At 43.7% G+C, this 23,156-nt stretch carries 30 protein-coding genes and 1 pseudogene; 12 read left to right on the forward strand and 19 right to left on the reverse strand.

The window, feature by feature from the left end; genetic code table 11:
* Nucleotides 1-2: 2 nt before the first annotated feature.
* Nucleotides 3-590 carry a hypothetical protein gene (locus H8B21_RS08425; RefSeq protein WP_190313342.1) on the reverse strand — a complete coding sequence of 196 codons (588 nt, stop codon included), beginning with the start codon at nucleotides 588-590 and terminating at the stop codon, nucleotides 3-5.
* A 130-nt stretch (nucleotides 591-720) separates the two neighbouring features.
* Here H8B21_RS08425 and H8B21_RS08430 point away from each other — a divergent pair, with 130 nt between their 5' ends.
* A complete protein-coding gene (locus H8B21_RS08430; RefSeq protein ID WP_190313343.1) occupies nucleotides 721-1,488 on the forward strand; it encodes a TerC family protein in 768 nt (255 codons plus the stop codon).
* Nucleotides 1,489-1,512: 24 nt separating this feature from the next.
* Here the strand turns inward: H8B21_RS08430 and H8B21_RS08435 are convergent, their stop codons facing one another.
* The 3 genes from H8B21_RS08435 to H8B21_RS08445 all read right to left on the reverse strand — a co-directional run bounded on the left by H8B21_RS08435 (nucleotide 1,513) and on the right by H8B21_RS08445 (nucleotide 3,471).
* Nucleotides 1,513-2,394: a DUF6850 family outer membrane beta-barrel protein gene (locus H8B21_RS08435; RefSeq protein WP_190313344.1), complete on the reverse strand. Its 882-nt coding sequence runs from the start codon at nucleotides 2,392-2,394 to the stop codon at nucleotides 1,513-1,515.
* Between the two features lie 123 nt (nucleotides 2,395-2,517).
* Nucleotides 2,518-3,225 carry a DsbA family oxidoreductase gene (locus tag H8B21_RS08440; protein WP_190313345.1) on the reverse strand — a complete coding sequence of 236 codons (708 nt, stop codon included), beginning with the start codon at nucleotides 3,223-3,225 and terminating at the stop codon, nucleotides 2,518-2,520.
* 123 nt (nucleotides 3,226-3,348) lie between these two features.
* Nucleotides 3,349-3,471 carry a DUF4260 family protein gene (locus H8B21_RS08445; RefSeq protein ID WP_223814917.1) on the reverse strand — a complete coding sequence of 41 codons (123 nt, stop codon included), beginning with the start codon at nucleotides 3,469-3,471 and terminating at the stop codon, nucleotides 3,349-3,351.
* A gap of 15 nt (nucleotides 3,472-3,486) precedes the next feature.
* Between H8B21_RS08445 and H8B21_RS08450 the strand changes: the two genes are divergently transcribed.
* Nucleotides 3,487-3,819: an AAA family ATPase gene (locus H8B21_RS08450; protein WP_190313998.1), complete on the forward strand. Its 333-nt coding sequence runs from the start codon at nucleotides 3,487-3,489 to the stop codon at nucleotides 3,817-3,819.
* Here H8B21_RS08450 and H8B21_RS08455 read toward each other — a convergent pair.
* Complete coding sequence (locus H8B21_RS08455) at nucleotides 3,734-4,210, reverse strand: M90 family metallopeptidase (RefSeq protein ID WP_223814986.1); 477 nt, start codon at nucleotides 4,208-4,210, stop codon at nucleotides 3,734-3,736. The two genes, H8B21_RS08450 and H8B21_RS08455, sit on opposite strands and share 86 nt — an antisense overlap.
* Before the next feature lie 210 nt (nucleotides 4,211-4,420).
* Between H8B21_RS08455 and H8B21_RS08460 the strand changes: the two genes are divergently transcribed.
* The 4 genes from H8B21_RS08460 (at nucleotide 4,421) to H8B21_RS08475 (ending at nucleotide 9,529) form a co-directional block, all read left to right on the forward strand.
* Nucleotides 4,421-6,637: a S41 family peptidase gene (locus H8B21_RS08460; protein ID WP_190313347.1), complete on the forward strand. Its 2,217-nt coding sequence runs from the start codon at nucleotides 4,421-4,423 to the stop codon at nucleotides 6,635-6,637.
* Nucleotides 6,638-6,820: 183 nt separating this feature from the next.
* Nucleotides 6,821-7,894: a mandelate racemase/muconate lactonizing enzyme family protein gene (locus H8B21_RS08465; protein WP_190313348.1), complete on the forward strand. Its 1,074-nt coding sequence runs from the start codon at nucleotides 6,821-6,823 to the stop codon at nucleotides 7,892-7,894.
* A gap of 21 nt (nucleotides 7,895-7,915) precedes the next feature.
* Nucleotides 7,916-8,680 (forward strand): SDR family NAD(P)-dependent oxidoreductase, encoded by a 765-nt coding sequence (locus H8B21_RS08470; protein WP_190313349.1) that lies wholly within the window; start codon nucleotides 7,916-7,918, stop codon nucleotides 8,678-8,680.
* A 93-nt stretch (nucleotides 8,681-8,773) separates the two neighbouring features.
* Nucleotides 8,774-9,529, forward strand: coding sequence for a hypothetical protein (locus H8B21_RS08475; protein ID WP_190313350.1), 756 nt, complete (start codon nucleotides 8,774-8,776; stop codon nucleotides 9,527-9,529).
* A gap of 64 nt (nucleotides 9,530-9,593) precedes the next feature.
* Here the strand turns inward: H8B21_RS08475 and H8B21_RS08480 are convergent, their stop codons facing one another.
* The 5 genes and pseudogenes from H8B21_RS08480 to H8B21_RS20585 form a co-directional block, all read right to left on the reverse strand.
* Nucleotides 9,594-9,767 carry a hypothetical protein gene (locus H8B21_RS08480; RefSeq protein ID WP_190313351.1) on the reverse strand — a complete coding sequence of 58 codons (174 nt, stop codon included), beginning with the start codon at nucleotides 9,765-9,767 and terminating at the stop codon, nucleotides 9,594-9,596.
* Nucleotides 9,760-9,954, reverse strand: coding sequence for a hypothetical protein (locus H8B21_RS08485; protein ID WP_190313352.1), 195 nt, complete (start codon nucleotides 9,952-9,954; stop codon nucleotides 9,760-9,762). The genes H8B21_RS08480 and H8B21_RS08485 overlap by 8 nt, the downstream gene beginning before the upstream one ends.
* Nucleotides 9,951-10,364 (reverse strand): annotated as a pseudogene (locus H8B21_RS08490) (DUF5675 family protein). The gene H8B21_RS08485 and the pseudogene H8B21_RS08490 overlap by 4 nt, the downstream one beginning before the upstream one ends.
* Before the next feature lie 260 nt (nucleotides 10,365-10,624).
* Nucleotides 10,625-11,317 carry an ATP-binding protein gene (locus H8B21_RS08495; protein ID WP_223814918.1) on the reverse strand — a complete coding sequence of 231 codons (693 nt, stop codon included), beginning with the start codon at nucleotides 11,315-11,317 and terminating at the stop codon, nucleotides 10,625-10,627.
* Nucleotides 11,283-11,438 carry a hypothetical protein gene (locus H8B21_RS20585; protein WP_223814919.1) on the reverse strand — a complete coding sequence of 52 codons (156 nt, stop codon included), beginning with the start codon at nucleotides 11,436-11,438 and terminating at the stop codon, nucleotides 11,283-11,285. Before H8B21_RS20585 ends, H8B21_RS08495 begins: the two co-directional genes overlap by 35 nt.
* 258 nt (nucleotides 11,439-11,696) lie before the next feature.
* Between H8B21_RS20585 and H8B21_RS08500 the strand changes: the two genes are divergently transcribed.
* Complete coding sequence (locus H8B21_RS08500; RefSeq protein WP_190313353.1) at nucleotides 11,697-12,998, forward strand: ATP-binding protein; 1,302 nt, start codon at nucleotides 11,697-11,699, stop codon at nucleotides 12,996-12,998.
* A gap of 18 nt (nucleotides 12,999-13,016) precedes the next feature.
* A complete protein-coding gene (locus H8B21_RS20805) occupies nucleotides 13,017-13,145 on the forward strand; it encodes a hypothetical protein (protein WP_317170390.1) in 129 nt (42 codons plus the stop codon).
* Nucleotides 13,146-13,401: 256 nt separating this feature from the next.
* Here H8B21_RS20805 and H8B21_RS08505 read toward each other — a convergent pair whose 3' ends face one another.
* The 7 genes from H8B21_RS08505 to H8B21_RS08535 form a co-directional block, all read right to left on the reverse strand.
* A complete protein-coding gene (locus tag H8B21_RS08505; protein ID WP_190313354.1) occupies nucleotides 13,402-13,593 on the reverse strand; it encodes a hypothetical protein in 192 nt (63 codons plus the stop codon).
* Nucleotides 13,590-13,985, reverse strand: a complete 396-nt coding sequence (locus H8B21_RS08510; RefSeq protein WP_223814920.1) for a DUF5675 family protein — start codon at nucleotides 13,983-13,985, stop codon at nucleotides 13,590-13,592. The genes H8B21_RS08505 and H8B21_RS08510 overlap by 4 nt, the downstream gene beginning before the upstream one ends.
* A 19-nt stretch (nucleotides 13,986-14,004) precedes the next feature.
* Complete coding sequence (locus H8B21_RS08515; RefSeq protein WP_190313356.1) at nucleotides 14,005-14,628, reverse strand: fibronectin type III domain-containing protein; 624 nt, start codon at nucleotides 14,626-14,628, stop codon at nucleotides 14,005-14,007.
* 237 nt (nucleotides 14,629-14,865) lie between these two features.
* Entirely contained in the window at nucleotides 14,866-15,033 is a 168-nt protein-coding gene (locus tag H8B21_RS08520) for a hypothetical protein (protein WP_190313357.1), read from the reverse strand.
* 217 nt (nucleotides 15,034-15,250) lie between these two features.
* Nucleotides 15,251-15,781 (reverse strand): copper resistance protein NlpE, encoded by a 531-nt coding sequence (locus H8B21_RS08525; protein ID WP_190313358.1) that lies wholly within the window; start codon nucleotides 15,779-15,781, stop codon nucleotides 15,251-15,253.
* Between the two features lie 364 nt (nucleotides 15,782-16,145).
* Complete coding sequence (locus H8B21_RS08530) at nucleotides 16,146-16,448, reverse strand: hypothetical protein (protein WP_190313359.1); 303 nt, start codon at nucleotides 16,446-16,448, stop codon at nucleotides 16,146-16,148.
* 105 nt (nucleotides 16,449-16,553) lie between these two features.
* Nucleotides 16,554-17,402 (reverse strand): hypothetical protein, encoded by an 849-nt coding sequence (locus tag H8B21_RS08535; protein WP_190313360.1) that lies wholly within the window; start codon nucleotides 17,400-17,402, stop codon nucleotides 16,554-16,556.
* Between the two features lie 395 nt (nucleotides 17,403-17,797).
* Between H8B21_RS08535 and H8B21_RS08540 the strand changes: the two genes are divergently transcribed.
* From H8B21_RS08540 to H8B21_RS08555, 4 genes are all read left to right on the forward strand, one after another.
* A complete protein-coding gene (locus H8B21_RS08540; protein WP_190313361.1) occupies nucleotides 17,798-18,190 on the forward strand; it encodes a hypothetical protein in 393 nt (130 codons plus the stop codon).
* Between the two features lie 89 nt (nucleotides 18,191-18,279).
* A complete protein-coding gene (locus H8B21_RS08545; RefSeq protein ID WP_190313362.1) occupies nucleotides 18,280-19,359 on the forward strand; it encodes an AraC family transcriptional regulator in 1,080 nt (359 codons plus the stop codon).
* 193 nt (nucleotides 19,360-19,552) lie between these two features.
* Nucleotides 19,553-20,119 carry a MauE/DoxX family redox-associated membrane protein gene (locus H8B21_RS08550; RefSeq protein ID WP_190313363.1) on the forward strand — a complete coding sequence of 189 codons (567 nt, stop codon included), beginning with the start codon at nucleotides 19,553-19,555 and terminating at the stop codon, nucleotides 20,117-20,119.
* Between the two features lie 114 nt (nucleotides 20,120-20,233).
* Nucleotides 20,234-20,620: a hypothetical protein gene (locus H8B21_RS08555; RefSeq protein ID WP_190313364.1), complete on the forward strand. Its 387-nt coding sequence runs from the start codon at nucleotides 20,234-20,236 to the stop codon at nucleotides 20,618-20,620.
* 51 nt (nucleotides 20,621-20,671) lie between these two features.
* On the opposite strand, the gene H8B21_RS08560 is transcribed toward H8B21_RS08555, so the two are convergent.
* Together H8B21_RS08560 and H8B21_RS08565 are read right to left on the reverse strand one after the other, a co-directional pair.
* Entirely contained in the window at nucleotides 20,672-22,039 is a 1,368-nt protein-coding gene (locus H8B21_RS08560) for a RagB/SusD family nutrient uptake outer membrane protein (RefSeq protein WP_223814921.1), read from the reverse strand.
* 11 nt (nucleotides 22,040-22,050) lie between these two features.
* Nucleotides 22,051-23,151, reverse strand: a complete 1,101-nt coding sequence (locus tag H8B21_RS08565; protein WP_190313366.1) for a SusC/RagA family TonB-linked outer membrane protein — start codon at nucleotides 23,149-23,151, stop codon at nucleotides 22,051-22,053.
* Between the last annotated feature and the right edge of the window lie 5 nt (nucleotides 23,152-23,156).

Genomic DNA, 23,156 nt, shown 5'->3' on the forward strand with positions numbered 1-23,156 from the left:
TATTATTTTGCTCTGGGTGTCAACTCTACGGAAAATACAGTTTCACAATTATTTTTACCTGTTAAGACCAGTGTACCTTTCATTATACCAGATGTTACATCATCGAGCTGAACGCGTCTGGCTACACTACTTTTAGTCATATTGGTATCCGGTAAGATATTCAGTGTAATTTCGTTACCGTTCTGTTGTCCTTCAAATATCCGGATATGTTCGTCGTTGTTGACAACCTGAACATACGATCCAACGGAGTCTGAATAAAATCGCCAGACCTCATGACGCTGATCACCAACAACATAGTTTGCACAACGTGAAGCACGGCAAACCATCCGACTGTTCCATTCTCCTAATACACTATCTGGCCATGGTTCATGCGTTGAAGAGGTATCTCCTTCCAATGGTGTCGATTCTCTAGCGCGCAGACTATCCCTCATCTTTAACAACGTGCGATATTCTTCCTCTATCGATGCTAAATCTTGTTCTCTTTTTTCAAGCGCCTTTTCACGATCAGCAAGCGCCTGCTTTCCGCTGTCTTGTCCGCAGCTTACCAACAGTACTATCACCAGATATGTTAGATAAAAGCGTCCTATCATGTCTATTCTTTTATTAATAAACACCAGACGCTGGATACTGTTTTGATTATGCCATAATAGATCATGACATCAACACTAAACTTTTTTGGGTGATTATTTGTATTATTACAATAGATTACAATCACACATTATGGAATGGATCACCGACCCTCAAATCTGGATTTCGTTTTTTACGCTGACACTCTTGGAAATCGTATTGGGCATAGACAATATTGTATTTATCTCTATACAGAGTGGTAAGCTCCCCTTGGAACAACAAAAAAAAGCGAGACAACTTGGTTTACTGCTTGCCTTGGTTATGCGTGTCGGGTTATTATTTTCCATCAAATGGATTATGGGGCTGACCGAACCATTCCTTCATCTAGGCGATACATTTAATATAGAAAATCCTTCCTGGTACCGATACCTGACCTTATCCGGACGAGACTTGATCTTATTTTTTGGAGGTTTGTTCCTGATTTATAAAGCAACGACCGAGATCCATCATAAGGTAGAAGGACATGTCGAAACAGCTGCCAGTCGAAACAGGCCCATCACCTTCCGGAGCGTCATTATACAGATTATTATTCTCGATCTAGTCTTCTCACTTGATTCGGTCATCACAGCCGTTGGCATGGTAGATCAGATCGGCGTTATGATAGCGGCAGTCATTGTGGCGGTTGTTATTATGCTGCTTTCTGCTTCAGCCATATCCAAATTTGTCAATGATTACCCATCAGTCAAAATGCTCGCATTGGCATTCCTGCTACTTATTGGGGTTTCGCTAACAGCTGAAGCGTTTGACCAACATATTCCGAAAGGCTATATCTACTTTGCTATGGCATTCTCGGTTCTGGTAGAGTTTCTTAACATCCGGGCAGAGAAAAAAGAACTGCAAAAATTGAAAGAGCGAGAATAAAATTGGCTTAGGCTATGGATGTTATTAGTTCAGTAATAAGCGGAACCCTAACCTGTTGTACGTATAATACTTTCCGATGGAATAGTTTGTCCAATTTTCAAGATCGGGGTCACCATTTCTTAGAAGAACTTCATTATCAAAAAATAAACTTATGGTATAATTTTCCCGCGAGCGAAGACGAAGGTCGGCTAAGATGCCTAGTTTTAGCTTATTCACCCCGTTGTATAGAAAATCATTATATATCCACTTACTATTAAAATAATTCTGATTAATCGCGGAAAAGTGGATATTATTTTGGTAAGCAAGCATATATCCAGCTTTAAGTCCTAATAAAAGTGACGAGCTAGATAGATTGAACGTATTCATTGCCGCCAAGTCAATGTTGATATGCTGATGGTCGAGATCTAGATCTACGACCCCATCCTGTTTACGCATATATTCATGCGCAATACCGAAAACAAATTCTTTCGCCCCTTTACGATAATTCGCCTTCAACATAAATTTTTCCAGATCGTGCACATAATTTATAGCACCAAGCTGTGGGTTATCATCTGTTCCATGTTGCAGAAGACCTTGAAACGACAGACCTAATTTACTGTCCATATCGATTTGTTTTTGCCATAACAGATCACCTGTTAAAGTATTTAGCTGATAAGTATTAAATAGGATATAAGTAAGTTCGCTGTTATGATCTTGTTTAAATGTCTGTATTTCTCTATTCCACGAGATATTGCCCCAAAGAAACGAATTAGCCAGCGTGTACTTCATATGCGCTCCAAGTCCAAAGCGCTGAAAACTATCGTTATAATTCACATCCCTTGTTTTTTCATCACCGTTTCCATAACCATTCATAAACCAACTGATGTAGGTCCGGTCGAGTATCCCGTCACAGATCCATTGATGCAAAAACTTAATTTAAGTAAAGAAGAAATAGCGGCAATCGAAGCTTTTATGCATTCCATTACGGCTACAAAATACCGTATGCGTAGACCCGAATCGTTGCCGAGGTAGTCCATAGCATTTGATCGATTACTCACATTTGCCGTCCGTCGTACAACTTTGCCCTTTTGCGATCTCAAAATTATTTTCAGGATTGAGCTTGCGCCACTCGGGGAAGGCTTTTTCGAGTGTTTGAAGGAAAGCCTCTGCCGGCTGTGCTCCGGATACCGCATATTTTCTGTCGATGACAAAAAACGGCACACCCCTTACACCAATCTGTTGGGCTTCCTGGATGTCCTGATTTACTAAATAAGCATATTTATCATCCGTAAATGCGGTTTGCAGTTCGGTTTCATCCAATCCAATTTCTTTTCCCAACTGGGTCAGCGTTTTGATGTCTGCGATACTTTTTCCCTCCGTAAAGAAAGCCTTGAATAAGCGCTCTTCCGCTTCGTCGCCCAAACCCTTGGTTTTAGCAAATTGGATCAACTGATGCGCTTTTTGCGAATTGACGATCATCGACTTGTCGAGGTGATAATCCAAACCTGCTTCTTTTGCAGATTGCGTTACGTTTTCCAGCATCCCTTTTACTTGTTCTATGCTCATTCCCTTTCTTTTCACCAAATATTCCTCCTGTGTTTCATTAGCTACTTCGGGAATCGTAGGGTCTAACTGGAAGCTTTTCCAAACGACCTCTATATGTTCTTTTTCGGGAAACTGTGCCAATGCTGTTTCGAAATTTCTTTTTCCGATATAACAAAACGGGCACATCACATCACTCCAGATTTCTATTTTCATTTTCTTCTATCTTTTAATTTTCTTTCCTTATCAGCGGGCTATTCCGCCTTACTCGAAGTTACAGACAAACACATTCCCTATCAAGAGGAATATGTGGAACGTAAGTCATAAAGCCTACTTTTATTATTTTTTTCTTCCGATCCAGCCGAGGTGCGTATGCTTGAAATCATCAGGGTACTTTAGTCCATAGCCGAAAATCCGGTCCATGGCCGAATGACCGAAGAGAATGATGCCCGCCAAGGACAATATGGTATCTGGAAGATGAATCCAAGATTAGGCATCCATTTGCAATGGAAACTTTTATCCATTTGCAATGGATACCAAAACGCAGACAACTTTGCACTAATCGTATCCGGCATAAGACGTTGTGGGAAAAGCACCCTGCTTTATCAGCTTTTGGATGAGCGATATCAAGATGCGTTATATCTAAACTTTGAAGACCAATCCCCTCGAACTTACAGCTATCGTATAGAGCAGGTGCATCGCAAAGCAATGCCTGACGCAGCTTTCAGGATTCTTCAGCCCCACCATAGATATGGTCCAGCATGCGGTATAACTTCGGATGATCCTCTTGTAGCAAGGCAGGCTTTTTGAAGAAATACTCGGATACAACAGCAAAAAACTCTGCTTCATTGGTACCCGCATACTCCCGGATATCTGATTCGCCCATTCGGATTTCGCGGATGGTTTTATGCATCTCTTTGATCCAAGGCTCGACCAATGATTTCGGGATAAGATACTCCGGAATGCCATCCACCTCTCCATCGGCCTTATCGATGAGGTGTACAAACTCATGGATGGCGGTATTGTCTGCAGACATATTCAAAAAACCATTTCGCAATGCCTGCTGTGATAGAATCATCTTACTGTTGAGGGCACCCGAACCGACCATCCCCGCGACATTTCTAACTTCGCTCGCTGTACTGAAACGCTCATTAAAATAATCCGGGTATCCTGGAAGTTTAGAAGTGCCTCCATTTTGCAGTTTTGAAACTACAAATCAACATCCTGTCTATTTGGTATAATCTATCTGTAACCTTCTATATCTTTCTTCTAAAAGATCTTTATACTTTTTTTGTGATATCGGATAGTTTGCATTCGTGCTTATTCACTTTTAATTTCATTTATATTTGAAAAATAGTATATTTAGCATTCAAACAACGTCTTATAAACTGACATCCAAAGAAAGTATCCGATGAAAAAAGTTCTACTCTTATTTTTTTCTTTTGTAACATTGTCCTGTTACGCTCAGAAAGATCAGAAATTCAACCTTGGTTTTGAGCACAGAAAAGAAGAAAAAGGCCTACCCGATGGCTGGTTTCCATGGGGAAGTTATGGGTTAAGTACGGATTCCCTCAGCCATTCGGGAAAATATGCCGGAAAAATTACCGCTGACGAGAGTGGCGCTGCCTTTGGCAGCATAGCCTACCGGATACCTGCAAAATACAAAGGCAGCAAAATTAAGTTGGCAGGCTATATGAAAACAAAAGATGTGCAAGATGGCCATGCTGGTTTATTACTACGCATCGACGGACAAGGAAAATCTCTAGCATTCGACAACATGCAAGACCAGAAGATCATCGGAACTCACGATTGGACACGCTATGAGATCATCCTAGACTACCCACAAGAAGCCGAAACGATATTTGTAGCAGGTATATTAACGGGTAAAGGCGAAGCCTGGTTTGATGATTTCGTTCTCACGATCGATGGTAAGGATGTCCAGACGCTACCGGAAATTGAAGTGGAACTACCCAAAGCCAAACTAGATACCGCATTCAACAAGGGTTCTTCTATTGTACTTTCTCCTTTAACGGCTACACAACTCGACAACTTAACACTATTGGGCAAGATCTGGGGTTTCTTAAAATATCACCATCGTGAAATTGCCAAAGGGAATTACAATTGGGATTACGAGCTGTTCCGTTTTCTGCCGGAATACATGGCAGTAGATAGCAAAGGCAGCCGCGACGAGCTGTTGATCAACTGGATTGCTTCACTGGGTGAAGTACCCGCCTGCGAATCCTGCATAGAAGCACCTTTGTACGCGCATTTAAAACCCGACCTCTCCTGGATTAGAAACCAGCAAGACGATTTAAAAAAGGCATTGCAATACATCTATAAAAACCGTGTATCCGATAAACATTATTATATAGAAATGGCGCAGGGCGTCGGAAATCCGAATTTTAAAAATGAAGATGCGTACAGCCAAATGACCCACCCCGACGACGGTTTCCGGTTGCTTTCCCTCTTCCGTTATTGGAACATGATCAACTATTTCTTTCCCTATAAACACTTGACGGACAAAAACTGGGATACCGTACTTAAAGAATATATACCGATATTTTTGGATGCAAAGGATGAGTTAGCCTACGAATTAGCTACCCTTCAGATCATCGCTGATGTCCGTGATACCCATGCCAACCTATCCGGCCATACCGATAAGGTTGCCGAATGGAAAGGGCTCTACTTCCCCGGCGTACGCACGCAGTTTATCGAAGATCAACTCACAGTCACGGAGTTTAATTACGCCGAAATGCAGGATGAAACCGGACTAGCCATCGGCGACGTCATCCATCAGATCGATGGTAGAAAAATAGCCGATATCGTAGCCGAACGCTTACCATACTACCCCGCCTCCAACAAAACTACACAGCTCCGTAACTTAGGGCCGGAATTACTGCGCTCCAATAAACAAACGGTAGAGATCGAGTTTACAGGCGCTCAAGGCACCAAGCAAACGAAAATATTGGAGCTTTACAACGTAGACAGCCTCAAGAAATTCACCAGGCAGATGAAGGTGGCACCTCAAAGCTACAAAATGCTCGCCAACAATATCGGCTATATCACCTTACAGACCATTGAGCAGGAAGACATTGCTGCGATAAAGGAAAACTTTAAGAACGCTTCGGGTATCATTATCGACATCCGCAACTACCCCGCTACCTTTGTCCCCTTTTCTTTGGGCTCTTATTTTGTTTCCACTCCGACCCCTTTTGTAAAATTTACGGGTGGAAGTGTGGCTAACCCAGGCGTATTTACGATGTCGGAGAGCTTAGAGATACCGAATGAAGATGTATCTTACGATGGCCCCGTTGTGGTTCTGGTCAATGAAATGAGCGTCAGCCAGTCCGAATATACAGCCATGGCCTTTCGGGCAGGCAAAAACACGACCATCATGGGCAGCACGACAGCAGGAGCAGACGGAAACGTGTCCGAGATCTGGCTTCCAGGTGGATTGCGGACAATGATTTCAGGGATAGGTGTATACTATCCGGACGGTACAGAAACCCAGCGCGTAGGCATTATTCCGGATATAGAGGTAAAACCGACTATAGACGGCATACGCAACGGACGGGACGAGCCGCTTGAAAAGGCGATTGGATATATCTCCTCTAAGATGGCAGATTAATCAGCGTAATATCTGACGTTACAATAAAGGAGGGTATCTGATTGTCACTTCATATACTGATGCACGGTGTAGGTCAATCCTATATTATGGTGACGGAGGTGCCGCAACAGGACACCACAGGACACCTAATTTTAGTATATTATATATCTTGTAAATCTTTTTACAACCCCGCAGCTTATTTATATGACAAAAATTAAGAACTTCACGTTATACAAGGCTAATGCTTCCTTGAGCAAGCCGATCTCAGACGCTACGCACACCCTTACCGAAATTTCCTTTCTAGTTTTACGGATCGAAACCGCGTCCGGAGTAACGGGAGAATCCTACCTTCTCAGCTTTCAGTACAGCCCTAGAGCAATTATGGGTGCTTTGAAAGATATAGGCGAGATGGTTATAGGCGAACATGTACATGATATGACAGGCTGTTTTGAGCGTATAAATCAAAACAACGAATATTTCGGACTGGAGGGAATCAACCGGTGGGCACAATCCGCTTTCAATATAGCGATGTGGGATGCATGGTGCAAAATATTAGGACAACCCATTTGGAAAGTTCTTGGAGGAGCAGCGCGTCCCATCCCTATTTACGGAAGCGGCGGGTGGAGCTCGTATACCATCGATGAACTTATTGCTGAAGTCACCGATTATAAAAAACGAGGTTTTAAAGCGGTAAAAATAAAAGTTGGAAAACCAGATTGGAAAGAAGATTTAGAACGCTTAAGGCTTGTTAGGGAAGCTGTAGGCCAAGATATCGGAATCATGATGGATGCTAACCAAGGGATGGAGGTACCCGACGCTTTATCCCTGGCGAGAGCCGCCCGTGAACTCGGTATCCACTGGTTCGAGGAACCGATCGACCACACGGATTTCCAAGGCTATCAATATTTACGCCATCAGGCAGGAATATCCTTAGCCATGGGCGAAAGAGAATATAGCGCGATCCCTTTGCGCGAATTAATTAAACTTGACGCCATCGATATATGGCAGCCAGATATTCTACGGCTGGGCGGTGTCGAGGCATGGCGAGACAGCGCCGCATTAGCGAAAAGCAACCATATCCCGGTGTTACCACATTATTACAAAGATTATGATGTACCTCTTTTATGTACGATAAGCAATGGAACCGGTGCCGAATCATTCGATTGGATAGATCCGTTAATAGATTATCCGCTAGAAATCAATAATGGACTAGCTTTACCACATAATCGACCCGGATGGGGTTTCTCCTTTAAGGACAGCTCTTTACAGGCGATATAATTTAACTGACACCGTTTTTTTATGAATTATCTTGAGAAAACATTTTCCTTAAAAGGGCTTCGAATCATCGTAACTGGCGCTTCCAGCGGTTTGGGGCTGAGTCAGGCCATTGCACTGGCAAACTGTGGCGCCGATGTATTTGCCCTCAGCCGAACAGGAAAACCTAAAGTAGAGACTGATATTGCTATTCCCGATAATGTACATTTCGATGTCCTGGATGTTTCTTGCGCAGCAGACATTCTTCGGAAATTTAGCGACATCGGAAATGCCGGCGGTATAGACGTATTGGTTAACAATGCTGGAATAACTCAGCGTTGTAGAGCGGAGGACATCACCGAAGAACAGTGGCAGGCTATCCACGAGGTGAACGTAAACAGCGTCTTTAAATGTGCACAGGTTGCCTACCCTTTCTTAAAACAATCTCCACATGTGGGTCGGATTATCAACATAGCCTCTATGGCTTCCTATCTAGGTTTTTCTGAGGTTGTGCCCTACTCTTCGTCGAAATCTGCTGTCTTGGGGATCACGAGAGGCTTAGCCGTCGAATGGAGCCGTGACAATATACTCGTCAATTCTATTTCGCCGGGATGGTTTCCTTCCCTCATGAGCCAGCAAGTGATGGATCCTGATCGAAAGACAAAGATACTGAACAGGATGCCGCTACATCGTTTTGGACGTCCTGAAGAGCTCTCTGCTATGACCTGCTTTTTAGCCTCGCCGGCGGCAACCTATATCACCGGACAGGATTTTAGTGTAGATGGTGGCGCGCTTGCTTTTGGTTTCTAACATGTTGTTGTTAAAGTTTCAGGCGCGTACCTACACGAATAGCTTACGCGCTTGGAAAAGTTTTTTTATGTAGATTCGGTCAAAATTTATGATATGAAGAATCTTATTGCTATAGCACTAGTGACGTTCATGATTTCTTGTGGTCAAAAAGGAGAGAAAGAAGTATCCGTTGAAAAACATGGTTTAAACTTAGCGCAAATCAACTTCGAAGAAGATCCGCAGATCCTACTGAAAGGAAATATTGATAGCTCTAAGAATGCGACAGCAAGCTTTATTGAAGAAGGACTATCCGACCCATTTGATTATCCAACTGGTCACAAAGTAAACAAATGGAACGGCGATCAATCCTTATATGGTAAAGCCTATTACAGCAAGGTGTCCGACAGTATAGCGTATTATCAAGATTTATATTTTCGTCAGATTGCCTTTTTAACACGTCACAGTAAGACCGTAGCGGTTTTGGCCACTGTTGAAGTTACTTCAGACACCGTATATCAACATTTGATTGACGTACTCCATAAAGAATATGGCGCTTCTTCTTTTAATCGCCCTACGACTACGGATGAGTTTTACGAATGGACAGGAAAAGACAGGTATGTCCAGATTGATTACAGTAAAGGCGGTTCCATAACGATTATGCCGGATCGCCCCATGGAAGCAGAAACCGTTTATACGATCGAACTACTGATTTTTAACAAGGATGCGGCCGACGAGATCAAAAAAATACAGGACGATAATTACAGAAAGACAAAGGAATACACGATTCTGTATGGTGATTTTGAGATTTACAAACAAAACCCAGCGAGAAATGTCGTCATGATGAGTGACATCTTGTACGATAAATACTGATAAAAATATAAAAAAACTCCCGAGGCCTGCGCCGCGGGAGTTCACATTACATTAAACCAACAAATTACCAATCACGTCTACGCCTTCGCCGTCTACCTTCCAACAAGCGGCTAGTTAAGTAGCTTACCGCAGCACCCACCACCGCGATCAACGCCGTATGCAAGAGATTGCTCCAGTCGAAGCTGTTCCAGACCGAGCAGAGCGTGCCACCGAGTGTACCAAACTGCACATTACTCATGAGCCTCATCGCTTCCCTCCTTTCTCTCTGCTCCGGGGTTATCTTTCCCATCATCCATCACCTGCTCGATAATACCCAATCCGACTGCAACATACCTCAATACGTTCATAGCCTTAGCCGGCAGTTTGATCGGTGCCAGCAGTACGACCTGTACTGCCTGGCTGATTTTTCGGATGACCTTTTTCATCGCCCCTCCCGGATTAAAAGAAACACTTCATCTCCCTGACCCCATAAACTGTAAACCAATGCCTTAAGTTTCGCTAAGGCTTTACCGCTTTCATCACCCGTACCTTCGCCCGTGAGCGTCGTGACAGGCGCGATACAGCCCATCAATTGCTTCATCGCATCGTTGGCGGTATGGATCAAGATCGCTTCCCGCCCGAGGACAGCCGGAATACCGATCTGCTCTCCATGTTTGGTATACTTCCGCTTTTCCAGCTTATAGCATCCTTACGGGATACAGCTCAAACGCTGTAAGTTATTACGCCAAGGTAGTTCGATCGTATGGCAGATTTTCTCACCGTCGAAGTAAATCGTTCCGTTGGTTCCCTGTTCTCCGTAAGTCCGTCGGAGAACCAAGGTGCTCTTCAATGCCATACTATCTTACCACGATCGTTGCGTTATCAATCCAGTCCCCGGTTCCTCGCGTATTTAGCGCACGCACCCGCACTTCATAGCGTTCAGCTGCCGTCAACTTTTCACAGACAGACCACTTTATGCAGAACGGCAAGACAATACATGTTATACCAGCCCATGCTTATTTAGCAACGGATTAATCGCACGTTCCAAAATTCTCATTTTACAAACGCCCTCGGATATCATATGTATCAATGGATCTTCGTCCGGCCATCAGCTTGCTAATATAAAAACCCGAATAACCACAGTGGTACTTTGGTTCCAAAACCAATCTCCATATCATCCGCTGCGACGACATAAGATTTCATATCTCGCACTTGCTTAATCGATTTGTTCTTGTCCCCTACCTCGATATGGATATCATTAACTAAAAAGTCGCCAGTATCTGGCTCAAACACATCAAATCCAGCATTCAGCAATTGTCCCAGGAGAAAAGTTTCTCTTAAATTGCCTTTATCCGGTCTGTTACTTATAGTATAGGAAAGGTTTGGATTTTCCAAAAAGATTTTGTCTGGCTTTTGAAGCTTAGATACGCCTTTGCCTGCTACAGAAAGAACATTCAGCAACCTCGCATCCCTAAGCTGGTAAATATACTCCAATACGCGGTCACGCGAAATGTTCAACTTACCTGATAAGGCTGAGATATTTGGTTTAAAAGGAGCAGACTCCGCAATAACGCCGAGTAGCTTTTTCACTTTTACCGCTGTCCCCGCATTATAAGATGCGATATACGCGAGGTCAGTATCTACCACAGCATTGATGATCTGTTGGAGCTTGGGAAGGTACTCCATTTCACCTTCCGTAAAAATGGGCAGATATCCTTTTTCCAAATATTGGGCAAATACCTGCAACGGGCGCACGTTCGATGCGATCTCTTGGCTAATGCTGGAGCAATAGCGTTGTTTTTCCAGCACCGCGCGGCCCCTTGATACCGATCATGCGCTGATTCCAATTGATCTTTTCATGAAGATATCTACGAAAATCATTCGTAACACTTTGCAACAAAATATCCTGAAAGTTTAGAAGTGTATCCATTTTGCAGTTTTGAAACTACAAATCACCCCCCCCCGTCTTCGTGTAATTAATCAGATTATTCACGATATTAAAACCCACAAAGTAGAGCAGAACAACAGCAGGGCAGCTATTGACAGCGTATACCCACTCATCGGGCACCGTTTTTCACGCACGAAATTCAAAACTCGTACATAAAAGTGTAGTGTTTACACAAAAAGTCGTACATAAAAGTGTAGTGATCATACAAAAAGTCGTACATATTTTTGTATTTTTGTTTTCATGAGACGTGATCTTTACGAAAAGCTACTTGAGTGGAAAGGGCGAAAATCGCATAAACCACTTATTATCCGTGGTGCACGCCAGGTGGGCAAAACATGGTTAATGAAACATTTTGGTAAAACAGAATATAAAAACGTAGCTTATGTTAATATGGAGAGTAATGCTGTAATCCGTGATTTGTTTAAGCTAGACTTCAACATCGACCGCATTTTGTTAGGCCTTCAGATTGAGACCGGTATGCCTATCGATGCGGATACCTTAATCATCATTGATGAAATACAGGAATCACCCGAGGCAATTACCTCGTTGAAATATTTTTACGAGAATGCTCCTCAATATGATATTATCTGTGCCGGATCACTGTTGGGAGTAGCATTGACGCGCCATACGTCATTTCCGGTAGGCAAGGTTGAATTTTTAGATTTATACCCACTACGATTTTCCGAGTTTGCTGCAGCATTAGGAGAACGTGCGCTCGTAAGCCTGTTGGAGAGTCCCGATTGGACACTCATTGCTGGATTCTCATCTCGCTATGTGGAACTTCTGCGACAGTATTATTACGTTGGCGGGATGCCTGAAGCGGTAACTGCGTTTGCTGAAAACAAAAACTTCCAGCAAGTACGCGAGATACAAAAAAGAATTCTTGCCGCGTACGAGCAAGATTTCTCCAAACATGCTCCTAGTTCGATCGTACCACGCATACGCATGCTATGGAACTCTATTCCAGCACAGTTGGCAAAAGAGAATAAAAAATTTATATATGGTATTATTCGGCAAGGTGCACGCTCCAAGGATTATGAGCTCGCAATCGCTTGGTTGATTGACTGTGGTCTAGTACACCGCGTGCATAATGTAACTAAGCCTTGTATACCGCTTAAAGCTTATGAGGATTTCAATTCGTTTAAAATCTTTTTGGTAGATGTAGGTCTATTAGGAGCTATGACCGATTTAGATGTGCGCACTTTGCTAGAAGGCCAAGCGTTATTCCAGGAATTTAAAGGCGCATTGACAGAACAATACGTATTGCAAGAATTAACCGCCCGCGGAGACATGAGTATCTACTATTGGTCTTTGGAAAATTCGAGAGCCGAAATAGACTTTTTAATTCAAAAAAACGGCAAAATCATACCGATAGAGGTAAAAGCCGAAGAAAACCTGCAGGCCAAAAGCCTTCGCGTTTATTACGACAAGTATAAGCCCGACACAGCTATACGAACCTCTATGAGCAATTATCGAGAAGAGGACTGGATGACTAACATACCCTTGTATGCGTTAACAACAGCGCCCAACCTATTCGAGTAGGGCGCTACATAACGGCACATACCCTACGTAGCGACTAAGCACGCTGTAGCTGGTATGACTAAAAATGCCGCTATCGAGTACGGTAAAGATGGTATACGGACTATTGCCATCAATGGTGGAGAATCTAATTTATATGGCAATTCTTAATAGAAAGACAACCTTCTGATATTACCATAAAAAAACTCCCGAGGCATACACCCCGGGAGTTCTCAACAACATAAACCAAAAAAAGAAACTTACCAATTACCGTCGTCGCCTTCGTCGCTTGCCTTCGAGAAGCCGACTGGTCAGGTAGCTGACCGCAGCACCTATGACAGCTACCAATGTCGTGTGCAAAAGGTTGCTCCAGTCAAAGCTGTTCCAAAGCGAGCAGATCGTGCCACCGAGTGTTCCATACTGCACATTACTCATGAGCCTCATCGCTGCCCTCCTTTCTTTCGGCTTCAGGGTTATCTTTCCCGTCCATCACCTGCTCGATGATACCTAATCCAACCGCGATGTACTTCAACACGCTCATCGCCTTCGCCGGAAGCTTGATGGGCGCCAGCAGTACCACCTGTACTGCCTGGCTGATTTTTCGGATGACCTTTTTCATCGCCCCTCCCGGATTAAAAGAAACACTTCATCTCCCTGCTCCCATAGAGTGTAGACCAGGGCCTTAAGTTTATCCAACGCTTTACGACTTTCAATACCCGTGCCCTCGCCGGTGAGCTCGGTGACAGGTGCGATGCAGCCCATTAGTTGCTTCATGGCGTTGTTGGCGGCGTGGATCAAGATGGCTTCGCGTCCCAGAACAGCCGGGATACCGATTTGCTCTCCGTGCTTGGTATACTTCCGCTTTTCCAGCTTATAACATCCCTCCGGGATACAGCTTAAACGCTGTATATTATTCCGGTCGGGTAGCTCGATGGTATGGCAAACCTGCTCGCCGTCGAAATAAATCGTTCCGTTGGTTCCCTGTTCTCCGTAAGTCCGTCGGAGAACCAAGGTGCTTTTCAATGCCATCTTATCTCACCAAAATATTTGCATTGTCACTCCAATCCCCTGTGCCCTGCGTATTCAAAGCACGTACCCGAACTTCGTATCGTTCAGCTACCATCAGCGGTGCGATGATATTTGCTCGGGAAGAACTTGTTACGAGACGTTCACTCCAGTCACTCTCTCCCTGCAACCGGTATTGATACTCATACATTAACACGTTCCGCTGTTTCTCAAAATCTAACCTCACCTGTCCGGATTGCCTCCCATCGCTCAGCTTTAGGCTTTCTACTTTCAACGGCACCTGTACGGTTCCGTTAGCACCATTTGTAGGGAACCCAGAGCTCAACAGCGTAGATAAGTGTCCATCCGCCGTTCCGTTTACATAATACGCCAACTGGCGTAACGCAGCCTCTAACGGCAGGCGGCTTTCATTTTTGAGGGCCGTTTCCTCTGGTGAACCGCGTCGTCTTGCGGCTGACAGCTTCGTCGAGAAATCATCGACCAGTTGCTGTACCGATTCCAATGTCGGCGTCGGTTGTTCGAAATGTACATTGTCTGTCATGGCACCGATGATCGTTGCAGCGGTTACCATGAGCTCATCGTCTTTCATTCGTGTAAAGCCGATAAGCGCTTTAAATTTTGTAGCCATTTTTTGTCTTTTTATGTTCTCCTCGCGAGATCGAACAGTACAAACGTATAAAGTAACACTGCCTCAAATGAACTTTTGATAGGATTTGATAGAAATTGATAAGATTTGATAAAAATTAACCGGAAAAAGCGCGATTATGTACATGTACATAGCGCCTACCTCCATGTAGTTAGCCGCTTTGTCACTGTACATAGCGAACAAGTCAAGGCACATAATCGACAAGTACAGGGACAAACATCATAAGTCAGGCAACAACACGACCAAGTCCCCGGAGTTGATCAACAAGTCAGGGTACATAGGCGACAAGTCCTGTGCATGCATCGCAAACGCAAAGATCATAACGGCCAAGTCAGGGAAGCAAACCATTTCCGCACCGGACAATGTCGATGCCGCAGGCAACATCATCGCTCAGTCATGGGACAACATCAATAAGTCACGTGCAGGCATCAACATGTACAAGTACATAGCCACGCTGATTATGCAAAAAAAGCATGACAAGCATGCTCCATCAGTTTTTAATGGTGGTTAACAGCTGGATGATTCGTACCAGCAGTTGTTGGAAAAGTAGGTGGTACTTTTCTTTGCGATCAAGATAAAGAGGTTTGCTGCGACAGCTTTGATCTTATTGTTTTTTCGTATAGACGTACTGCGGTGCGTTACGTCCCTGCACCACCTTGCCATCGGCGTCCAACTCGAATAGCCTATCTTCGTCGATTCTAAGCTTCAAGTCGGTATCTTTACCTTTAAGGTGTATGACGGATGCATTTTGGATCAATTCGTAAAGTCCGTTATCCTCTAGCGTTTTATTTTTACCCAGATAGGTACTGCTTATTCTATACGTACGATCATTATTGATCACGATGGTCGTTTGTATGCCGTCACAATCCTCACAAGGAACCGTTCCTTCGTAGGTTCCCTCGAAATCGCTGGGGTTGACCGACACATCCGTGGTCGCTACATCCGCATCCGCTGGAGTGCCAGCCTGATCTCCGGGCGCCGCGCTACCCTGGGTGGCGTTTTCAGTAGTATTTGTTGCAGTGCCATCGTTCGCTTGACGATTTCCTGAATCGCCGCATGACCACGCGCATACTAAACCTAATAAACATATGTACATCCAGTTGGATCTCCGGATTGTGGGCTTTTTTGATATCATAATCATCTATTTATTTAAAAATATACTTTACATCTGTTGTCACTGCTCTGTTCCATTACGTACAAGAGCCTTTAAAAACAAGACAAGACAGGGTCGCGATTGGTTCTCCTATTTTTCACTTCGGGTAATAACCCCCGAGCATTACAGTAGAAAACAAATCGTTACCGTATAAATACCGCATAGGCATTGCGCTGTCTTTATCGTATAAGCTTACCCAGCTCCAAATTAGCGTTTGACAGGATTTGAATAACATGTCGATGCCGCACCGCATACCATCGATCAGTCATCTGACAAAAACGACAGGACACGCGTACTGGCACCAACATGTATAAATAAATCGCCGTACTGATCAAGCGAAAAAAACTTATATCTTTCCGCTTCTCCTACTTTTCTTCAATGCTTCGATTAAATCTTCTTCAAAATACAAATCGCCACCGCTCAAACGCATTGGATCGAGTATTTCTTTTTTCAGATTACGGTTGTAGGTCGGTTCGGTCATATTCATCTTCTCCAGTACCTGTTCTTTTGTCCAGATGTGGCGCTCCTGCAGCGGCACGCGCTGTTGCCGTTTGATATCGACAAGTTCGCGAAACAATTTGACCAGTTCACTCAATAAGTTCTTAATGTTGGTTAGTAATTCGATTACATGATTCAGTCCGCTTTGCATAATTGGAAATATTAAAAAAAGCAACAGCCGAACAGCTTTCTGCCAGGCCAACACATGACCGGCCCACTCCTGTTGAATAGGTTTTACAAATAGGGATGAAAAAAATTAATGCAATGGAATAAAGTCATCCCAACTTTCGTAATCCATTGTCTCATTATCAGCCAAAAAATCCTCTACCAAAGTATTTTTCATTCCCGGACCAATGGTGCATATTGCCTTAATTTCGGCCGGTCTCAAGTTCTTTAAAAGACTGTTATATACCTCCGGCTGCAGTTTCAACGTTTTATTACGCGTATCTATCGTATATAGTACCAGCAACATATTGATGCTATAGTTCCGTGATATCTTTAATATCCATCGATCCAGCCCCCTATCTTCTAGCTCTTGCATAATCTTGTCGGCAAATACTTTCTCGCCGTTGGTGAGGAACACAAATCGGCCTCCCCGTTTACCGTAAATGGCGAAAATATCCAAAAAACGTACTTGCCCATTTTCCCTGACGGGCCCTATCTGCGTTTGCTTCATTATATCGTAAAACGGCATGTATATATAAAGATCTCCCTGCTCATCGTCTGGTTCTTCTACTGTATTGTCTTTTTCCCTCGCCCTGAAAAAATTCGTTGTTAATATATAACCGGGGTGATACCATAAAAATAAACTGTAGCCCCCGATGAATAGGAACAAGATCGGTACATAGGTTACAATATGAAAAAATAAATAACCCACGGGATCATCGGTGGCTGAAACAGCCAACCAAACTATAAGTATATGAGTAATCAACACCGGCAGCACCACACGTATCAAATAGATTGGCCACAGCCTCTTAGACACCCAGCCTATGGTTTGCTTATTGATGGTCCAGTCATATCTATTCGCCTGTATCCATATATGCTGCGTCCCAATCCAAACAGCATAAACACAAAAAAGTACGGCGACGCCCAGGGTTAAGGGCATAAAATTCCCACTGCTAACCCTATCCAGCACTCCCGGGTGCAACAACCTTAAATTAAATAGGGTTGCCGCTATGAATGCAAAAAGAAAAACAATAAAAGACTTCAAATTATTATATTTTGGTTATTGCGGTACGTCCGCACACGTCATTATTCAGTTCAACTACTAAAGTAATAAATTTCTTTAAAAGCACAAATAAAAATCGTTCTAAAACAGAAAAATTAGCCATTGGTCTATCGGCATGGCTAATCTCCCTAAAGATGAAAACAATTATTTGGGAATTTTTTCTTTCCTCCCAAATCGAAAAACTATTATCTGGGAGTTTTTTCGGTGCTACCGGCTTGCTTCATATTATCGGAAGTTCTTATTTGGCTAACAGATTTTAAAACAAAAATAATATGAAACAGCTTTTTGACAATGCAGGCGTTGCCCTGCTGCAGACTTCTACGATCGCGCTTCCGGCGGCTGAATTGGCCGCCGAAGTCGCCTACATCCGTAGCGATTTTAAGGGATGGATAAGAGACAAATTTGACTTGCATCCCAACCAAGAACAGCAACTGGCGATCATGCCGGATGATTTTACCCAACGACTTGCCCATGCGATTGCCGACCGTTATGAACAGCGTATGCCCGTACAGTTTTACAAAGAGACACGTGCGGAGGATGACAGCACAGACCTCAAAGACCTTATTTTAAATGGCATGGACCAAGTTACATACACTCTTGGTTCAGAACCGAGCGTAACGATTCCTGATCTTGCCATCTGGATACGCTACAAGCGAAACATCTAAAACAATCAGCCTTTTCCCTTGGAAACTAGCCGAACAGCGTTTCCAAGGGAATCCAAAAATTCTCTACCTTAGCATTTAAACCGGGTATTATGAAACTTGCATGGATTGCCTTCCAAAAGATGGCATACGCAATTCATGCAAACTTCACTACCTTTCAAAAACAAACTATTCTAATGAAAAAGAGCATGCATCTGTGCTTGCATGCGTACTTTGAACAAGTGCGTTCATTAAGCGATCTAACGGAAAGCGAGCCCCGTACGCTGATGCGAAACGCCGAAGCGACCTACTGGAAGAATAAAGGTGAAGAAGCTCTATTACAAGAGTTTGACGGACATCAGGGATACCTGTACTATATTGATGTCTTGCTCCAAAAAGAACGCTGCATACCGTTTGAAACAGACCATGCCGATCTGCACATCCTCTATGTACTTTCGAACAATAACACGATAAGTGTCAATGATCAGCAGACCAATGCTGTTTGCCAGGTAGCCGGGCAACGCGCCGTTTATCTCTATCTCCCAACCGATGAGTACCAATTTCATCTACCACAAGGCGTCACAACAATATTTGGCTTTTATTTCCGCGCCTCTATTTTCCGAAAAGGAAATGAACGATCCTATGATTTTATCCATCCCTTGCTTGATGCGCACCGTCAGCAGTCGGAATTCCCCCTCGCCAGCAGAGATTTCTTGGTGGGACCACGCACGCGGTATCACATCGAGCGGCTGTGCGAAAACCTGCATCCCACACAGCTTAACAACGATCACTTCGTCATGGGCAAACTCCTAGACCTTATAGACCTTTCGAGAATAAAGATCGTACAGGAGGATACTAAAATCCATTACGAACGGCATATCGCGGAAGAAGCCCGCGAACTTCTCGCCCTGTATATAGCGCACGACGGGCAAAGCGCCGAGCTGAAAAAACTGGAAGACGATTTAGCGCCTACCCTCGCCACCATCAACCGGTTACATAAGAGGTATTTTGGTACAACGTTACAACAGCTCCGGGACGACCTACTGCTCGAAAGAGCATGTGATCTACTCCAATCGGGATTATCCCCCACAGAATGTGCCTACGAGCTCAATTACAATTCGCCAGAAGCTTTTTATCATTTCTTCAAGAAAAACAAAGGGTTAAGCCCGCTATCCTATCTTAAAACTTTATAGGCTTTCTGCTTATGTAAAAAATAGCCGAGTCGCCGTATGCGGGATACGTACGCGTATTTGCATCCCTGTACAAGCCTTTCTTATCACTCCTTATCAGTTCGGGGTATCATCTCTTGTCAGTAGCTGCGTCTTTTCGTGCTATACTTTTGTATCAGACACTGGTTCATCATGACCAGCGCTTGATACAAAAGAAATGAAAACACGGATAACACATATCACTTCACATAGTTTACACATCTTCCTGATGCTGTTTTGGTTGTATGTCGCACTCGACAAACTTTGGGACTTACCGAATTTCCATCGTGCATTGCTCAAGCAGCCCTTTCCTGACGGGTGGGCAAACATATTGTATTGGGCATTGCCTATGGCGGAATTGGGTTTAGCATTACTATTCGTGTTATCGAGAAAAGGATATACCTACGTCCTGTCCGCCTTTCTTATGCTTTCTTTTACGATTTACATCGGCTTAGGCGTAGCTGGCTTCTATGCCAAGCGTCCTTGTGGATGTGCCTCTGTATTCAGCGGACTATCGTGGGATTGGCACCTCCTTGCAAACATCGTGCTATTGGGCCTGTCTATACTGGGGAGATTCCTTTGTGGATCGCCTGCACCCACAGACCATGGAAAAGAGCAATATGCACACGCAGGCAGAAGCCAGCCCACGCTATCGACAATCGCTATCCCGCTCTACGATGGTGGTTTTTTCATACGGATAAGGTTTCCGAGGAGATTTGCGCCCTTCCCGGGTAGGCCGGTATAGCTAAACCTAAATTATACGTTTGTGGTGTAAGCGTAAAAAATGCCGCCGGGGAATCAGTGATCATTCCGCCCCGTAAAAGATGGAGAGCGATCAGCAGTTATTTAAACAAATAATATGGAACATACAAGAAAGTTATATGCCGCCATAGTGGCAGCAGTAACGATCTTAGGATTCTCGGCTTTTAAAATAACCGAGAGCAAAGAAGGTAAAATGTTGGCTCCGGTCACCATATATTTTCATGGATCACCAGCTAATAGCACTGATGTAGAAAATGAATCTTTATGGACTGAAGAGCCAAACAATGAAAATTGTGACACGGGTAACCAAAATGCCTGCGCCATGGTCGTTGACGAGTCAGCATTAGCATCCGGTACTCCGGGCACTAGAGAGCTTGATCCATCAAAATTAAGCATTCAAGCGTTATCGACAAGTAGTTCAAGTTTCATTCCAGATCCTGACCAAAGTTCAGGACAACCATTTGAGTCCCTAAACAGGAACTAAAAAGAAAAGGAGCCTTATCGGGCTCCTTTTCACTAAACTATCTTGAAGTGACTAATCGTAGGTATTTTGTTCAATATTGGTTTGATTCACAATATCCAATGGTAAAGGCAGCGCGAATCTACTATCATTGGGAGACAGGGACAATTGGCTACCGCCTATTTTTCGACGCAACGTTATCTGCTCTCCTGCTGCATTCCGTCTTTTTACATCCATCCAACGGAGTCCCCGCATAACTAATTCTTTTCGTCTTTCTTCCAAAACCATATTCAAAGCCTCCTCCTTCGTAGAAAAATTCAAATTTATAAAATCGATATAGCGGTTCGCCAGAAATTTATTGAGCCATTCCATCCCTTCTTGTACGCGATTTAACTTTATGCAACTTTCGGCATTGATAAGAAAAATCTCACTAACCGTTATCCCTCCAAACAGATTCTGGGATTCTGTATAATGACCGCAAAAGCTAACATAGCCATCGTCGTTGTCCTCAAAGAAATATAGCTTTCGAAGATCATTCTCTTTGTAGCTTTGGTATAACAGTGTATCAATCAATCCTACATTTGGATTCAAGTTAGGCTGGCTCGTGGTAAGCTGCGCGTAAAAAATAGTTTCCTTGTTAAACCGCGGGATTGGAAACCGAGCATTTATATTTAATCCGTCTGTGTCCTTAAAATCCAATAAATTCTGCGAAATACGCAAACAGCTATCGGCATACAGCTTCGCGTGGTTATAGTCATTCATAGACAGATATAGCCTCGCCAGTGCTCCATAAGATGCCCATTTCGAAGGACGCATAGGATGATGGGAGCGCTCAGGAAGATACGCAAGCGATAACTTCAGATCACCGGCAATCTGCTCATAAGTTTCTCGGTTCGTTGCACGCCTGGATGCTATGGACGGATCAGAAGAAAGCCTCAGAACAACTCCTAAATCGTGATCTGCCTGCTCTTCTTGATAAGCTTTTGCGTAAGTGAACACTTGGCACATATGCTGGTAAGCCCTAAAAAAAAGTGCTGTCCCATAGACCGTTCGCCACCTTTCCTCCGTATTTAGCTTATCTTGCTCTTTCTTACACCTGTCGATAACCAAATTGGCGTGATAAATGGGAAGATAACCTTTTGCCCAGTCGTTGTTATGGAGATAGTTGTTATGGCTCCAGGTGTATATATTTCTTACAATCTCATTTTGCGCTTGAAATGTATTTTCTGACAGCCAATAATCATCTGCAGAAGCTTCGCCAAAAGAATTCACATTAAAATTCATAAACTGCGAACCGTCCATCAACAGTTCCAGACTTTCTAACGATTCAATGGTCTCCAGTTCCATATTTGATTTCACGTTAAGATAGTCGTTACAAGAGGTAGATAGCGTGCTGAGCAATATCGCTGCCATCTCTCTATAATTCTTTAAAAGATAATTCATAATCCAATCCATTACAGTTCAATTTTTAAACTTAACCCTATCCGTTTGCCCGGAGCTATGCTCTCTGGGTAGGCCGGATCACTGACAAAAGGATTTTTACGCCAGACGACGCCCAGATTGCTTAAGTTCATATTCAAAACGGTGTTGAAATTTCGCTGTCCAAGGCGAACAGAAGTATTCCAACCAATATTTACGTACTCGAGCCTGACATGATCACCTCGGAGGACATTAATTTCCGAACCCGCGTAAAATCCATCACGATCTCTATTCAGCGGATAATTAACGGCCGGGACATCCGTTTGAAGTTCGTCTCCTTTTTCCTGCCACCGATCATCAAAGTCACGTTGCGCCTGTCCCATGCTGTATAGCGTAGCATAGGTCGTGACCGGTCGCATAAAATAATAATCGCCTTTGAACGAAAAATTGAAAGAAAGACGAAAATCTTTATAGCGAATCGTATTGATCAACGATCCGTACACCTGTGGTACCGAAGAACCCACAAAATACAGATTTGTCGCCTCTTCATCCAACTCCGCCGCTTCGGCCCTTATGCCCAGATAATTCGTACTTGGCTGTCCGGCTAGAAAGCCTTGCGGGTTACCCTCGGCGTCAAGACCTGCCCATTTCCAAGCTGCTATCGCATTCAACGGTTTACCTACGATCGGTACAATAGCGTTACCCGCTCCTACAAATGATATGAGGCCTGTAAAATTCTGCTGATGATAAGCCGTCGTCTTGTTTTTATTAAAATTGATCAGCGCTTCCGGTTGCCATGAAAACGCACCTGTTTTTACTGGATGAGCTAAAATACGCGCTTCGATCCCCCTTCCTACCATTTCCGCAATGTTCTTTGTAATCGTACCGGAACGACCATACACTGTATAATCGTAAGGAGCAGCGCCATAAAGATCCGTTCCCTTCTTTTCATAATATTCCAGCGTGCCTGTCACTACATCCCCCTTAAACTTAAAATCAACACCGATATTGTAGGTTCTCACTTTTTCCCATCGCAAGGTCGGATCATTCATCGAATTGATGATCAATGTCGGAAAGTTTGTCAACGACGCAGAAAACGACGAAGCAATTGGCAATGGTGTCTTTCTTAAATCCACATTGC

It is taken from the genome of Sphingobacterium chuzhouense (assembly GCF_014692525.1).
GTDB classification, from domain to species: Bacteria; Bacteroidota; Bacteroidia; order Sphingobacteriales; family Sphingobacteriaceae; genus Sphingobacterium; species Sphingobacterium chuzhouense.

Bases quoted from the DNA above. Each gene is read 5' to 3' on its own strand.
- H8B21_RS08550 (WP_190313363.1), top strand. From the start codon at position 19,553: ATGAAAACACGGATAACACATATCACTTCACATAGTTTACACATCTTC.
- H8B21_RS08560 (WP_223814921.1), bottom strand. From the start codon at position 22,039: ATGAATTATCTTTTAAAGAATTATAGAGAGATGGCAGCGATATTGCTC.
- H8B21_RS08465 (WP_190313348.1), top strand. From the start codon at position 6,821: ATGACAAAAATTAAGAACTTCACGTTATACAAGGCTAATGCTTCCTTG.
- H8B21_RS08450 (WP_190313998.1), top strand. From the start codon at position 3,487: ATGAATCCAAGATTAGGCATCCATTTGCAATGGAAACTTTTATCCATT.
- H8B21_RS08430 (WP_190313343.1), top strand. From the start codon at position 721: ATGGAATGGATCACCGACCCTCAAATCTGGATTTCGTTTTTTACGCTG.
- H8B21_RS08525 (WP_190313358.1), bottom strand. From the start codon at position 15,781: ATGATATCAAAAAAGCCCACAATCCGGAGATCCAACTGGATGTACATA.
- H8B21_RS08470 (WP_190313349.1), top strand. From the start codon at position 7,916: ATGAATTATCTTGAGAAAACATTTTCCTTAAAAGGGCTTCGAATCATC.
- H8B21_RS08505 (WP_190313354.1), bottom strand. From the start codon at position 13,593: ATGAAAAAGGTCATCCGAAAAATCAGCCAGGCAGTACAGGTGGTACTG.
- H8B21_RS08425 (WP_190313342.1), bottom strand. From the start codon at position 590: ATGATAGGACGCTTTTATCTAACATATCTGGTGATAGTACTGTTGGTA.
- H8B21_RS08545 (WP_190313362.1), top strand. From the start codon at position 18,280: ATGAAACTTGCATGGATTGCCTTCCAAAAGATGGCATACGCAATTCAT.
- H8B21_RS20585 (WP_223814919.1), bottom strand. From the start codon at position 11,438: ATGGATACACTTCTAAACTTTCAGGATATTTTGTTGCAAAGTGTTACG.
- H8B21_RS08485 (WP_190313352.1), bottom strand. From the start codon at position 9,954: ATGAAAAAGGTCATCCGAAAAATCAGCCAGGCAGTACAGGTCGTACTG.
- H8B21_RS08535 (WP_190313360.1), bottom strand. From the start codon at position 17,402: ATGCCCTTAACCCTGGGCGTCGCCGTACTTTTTTGTGTTTATGCTGTT.
- H8B21_RS08555 (WP_190313364.1), top strand. From the start codon at position 20,234: ATGGAACATACAAGAAAGTTATATGCCGCCATAGTGGCAGCAGTAACG.
- H8B21_RS08540 (WP_190313361.1), top strand. From the start codon at position 17,798: ATGAAACAGCTTTTTGACAATGCAGGCGTTGCCCTGCTGCAGACTTCT.
- H8B21_RS08520 (WP_190313357.1), bottom strand. From the start codon at position 15,033: ATGATGTTGCCTGCGGCATCGACATTGTCCGGTGCGGAAATGGTTTGC.
- H8B21_RS08515 (WP_190313356.1), bottom strand. From the start codon at position 14,628: ATGGCTACAAAATTTAAAGCGCTTATCGGCTTTACACGAATGAAAGAC.
- H8B21_RS08500 (WP_190313353.1), top strand. From the start codon at position 11,697: ATGAGACGTGATCTTTACGAAAAGCTACTTGAGTGGAAAGGGCGAAAA.
- H8B21_RS08480 (WP_190313351.1), bottom strand. From the start codon at position 9,767: ATGAGTAATGTGCAGTTTGGTACACTCGGTGGCACGCTCTGCTCGGTC.
- H8B21_RS08475 (WP_190313350.1), top strand. From the start codon at position 8,774: ATGAAGAATCTTATTGCTATAGCACTAGTGACGTTCATGATTTCTTGT.
- H8B21_RS08530 (WP_190313359.1), bottom strand. From the start codon at position 16,448: ATGCAAAGCGGACTGAATCATGTAATCGAATTACTAACCAACATTAAG.
- H8B21_RS08440 (WP_190313345.1), bottom strand. From the start codon at position 3,225: ATGAAAATAGAAATCTGGAGTGATGTGATGTGCCCGTTTTGTTATATC.
- H8B21_RS08460 (WP_190313347.1), top strand. From the start codon at position 4,421: ATGAAAAAAGTTCTACTCTTATTTTTTTCTTTTGTAACATTGTCCTGT.